The 2,416-nt window shown below is 45.7% G+C and carries 3 protein-coding genes; all 3 read right to left on the bottom strand.

The genetic code is table 11. The annotated features are described in order from the left end of the window. The coding region (locus tag F6K20_RS34280; protein ID WP_287297772.1) for a Uma2 family endonuclease at positions 1-277 on the bottom strand (277 nt) is incomplete at its 3' end. Between the two features lie 399 nt (positions 278-676). After that, the gene (locus tag F6K20_RS34285; protein WP_008186567.1) at positions 677-1,564 is read right to left on the bottom strand and encodes an ROK family protein; all 888 of its coding nucleotides are present in this window, start codon (positions 1,562-1,564) and stop codon (positions 677-679) included. An 83-nt stretch (positions 1,565-1,647) separates the two neighbouring features. Further along, a partial coding sequence (locus F6K20_RS34290) for an ABC transporter permease (protein WP_287297774.1) occupies positions 1,648-2,416 on the bottom strand: 769 nt, incomplete at its 5' end.

The following is a 2,416-nucleotide window of genomic DNA, read 5'->3' on the forward strand; positions in this document are numbered from 1 at the left end:
TTCTGGAATCACAAGTTACTACTACATCTGGGTAGTGGTAGGAACGAACTGAAGATATTTTTACCTTCACATCTGCGATATAAACCTCACAGCTACTGTCTTGTAGGTGAGTATTTAGATCACTGGCCAGATTTAAAGCAATCCGGTTGTGGGGTTTCGAGCCTCCGGTCATGGCGAAGACTTCCCCATCAATATACTCATAACGAATCTCTTGAGTCGGTTCCCACTCCAGGTATTCTTGGGGAGTCATCCGGTAAGGCTGTGGACTGGCAATCATGGTTTTTTGCAATCAATAGACTTCGCGGCAGTTGTCGGGAACAGCGGATCTGGGAACAGGGAACAGTGGACAAGAATTGACGTTACAATTTTCGGACGGACTGTCCCAACACTGGTACTCAAGGTTTAACATGAGGGCAAGCCCGCCCCTAACCCACCCTACGCACTAAATTAATTCTAAATTCTAAATTCTAAATTCTAAATTCTAAATTCTAAATTCTAAATTCTAAATTCTAAATTCTACTTGGTGGTGCGTTACGGGGCGGCCTATTCTAATACTGGCTACGAAGTGGAAAATTAGGGCAAGCCCGCCCCTAACACACCCTACGCACTAAATTAATTCTAAATTCTAAATTCTAAATTCTTCATTCTAAATTCTTCATTCTAAATTCTTCATTCTTCATTTCAGATGTTTTTGCCAGGCCAATCGTGCTGCTCCCACCATCCCCGCTCGATTACCTAATTCTGCTTTAAGTAACTCTAAACCAGTACGGGAGGAAGGCAAAACTCGTTGCTCTATTTCTGCTAGAGTTGTTGGCAAGAAAAATTCGGCACTAGCACTGATGCCACCACCAATGATAATGGCTTCTGGTGTCAGTGGATAAATAAAACTAGTTAGCCCAATCCCTAATAAGCGTCCGTAATCTGCCCAAAATTCTAAAGCTTCCTGGTTTCCTTGCTGGGCTAATTTACCAAGTTCTGCTGGTTCTTTGCCACTGTTGCCTCGGATTGCCCTAATGGAAAGGTATTGCTCTAGAGAACCCCGATTACCAGTATTAGACTCGGGACCATCGGGATATAGATTAATTAACCCCAACTCCCCAGCAGACCCGAGATGACCTGTGAAGAGTTGACCATCGAAAATTATTGCCCCTCCTACTCCTGTGCCTAGGGTGAGTAGAATCAAATTCCTAAACCGACGACCAGCCCCTAACCAAGCTTCTCCTAAACCAGCACAGTTAGCATCATTAGCAACAACTGTGGGATAACCGACTTTGGCTTCTAACTCATCGGCTAGGGGAACATCGTGCCAATCCGTTAGGTTAATCGCAACCTTAGCAATTCTACCAGCAACATCGGCAGGGCCAGGACATCCAAGCCCGATACCAATCACGTCTTCCCTGGTATCGAGACGAGAGATTGCTGCTACTATTGCTTCGATCACCGCTGTCGGTGTTGCAGGTTGGGGTGTATCTACTGTTAGAGACTCCAGTTCGGTTCCATCTTCACGGAAGCGTCCCAACTTAATCGCAGTGCCACCTAAATCAATGCCTATGGCTTGGGTCATTAGTTTTGAGTCATTTGTCCTGAGTCATTTTAAGGCAAAAGGCAAAAGGCAAAAGGCAAAATGCAAGAGGGTTTTATAAAATTTCAATGTTTCTGACGAAATCGGGGATTAATCAACTCACTTAATCCTTCTCCTACTAAGGACAATCCTACCACCATCAGTGTCATGGCTAAACCAGGGAAAAGCGCTGTCCACCAAATGCCAGTTGGTAAGGCATCGAGGGCTTGACGTAAGTCATGACCCCACTCTGGGGTTTGTTCTGGCAATCCTAATCCTAAAAATCCCAGTCCTCCCAAGATTAAAATGGCATCAGCGGCGTTGAGGGTAAATAGAACTGGTACACTTTGAATCACATTGAGAAATAGGTAGCGCGATAATATCCTACCAGGGGAAGCTCCCAGGGCTTGAGCGGCTTCGATGAACAATTCAGTTTTGACGCTAGTGGTGTGATTCCGGACTACCCGATAGTATTGGGGGACATAGGAAATACTTAATGCGATCGCAGCATTGAAGACTCCTCTACCGACTACAAAGGCCAGAGTCACCGATAGCAGTAGTCCTGGCAAGGTATAGATCGTATCCATTAAAAACAGTAATACCCGATCGAGTTTGCCACCGAGATAACCACTTATTAACCCCAAAGGGACACCAATTATCAGGCTGAGGGTGGTGGCGAGAACGACTACTTTTAGAGCAGCTTGAGAGCCAAACCAGGTGCGAGAGAAGACATCATAACCCTGGCGAGAGGTACCAAACCAGTGATTCCAGCTCGGTGGTTCATGAATGGGATTACTGAGGGACTGGGTAGGGTCTTGTAGCCATCCCCAAGCTTGAAAGGTGGGAGCGAAAAGA

Source organism: Moorena sp. SIO2C4, assembly GCF_010672485.1.
Lineage (GTDB): Bacteria > Cyanobacteriota > Cyanobacteriia > Cyanobacteriales > Coleofasciculaceae > Moorena > Moorena producens.

Coding starts and splice junctions, on each gene's coding strand:
- F6K20_RS34285 (WP_008186567.1), bottom strand. CDS start 1,564: ATGACCCAAGCCATAGGCATTGATTTAGGTGGCACTGCGATTAAGTTG.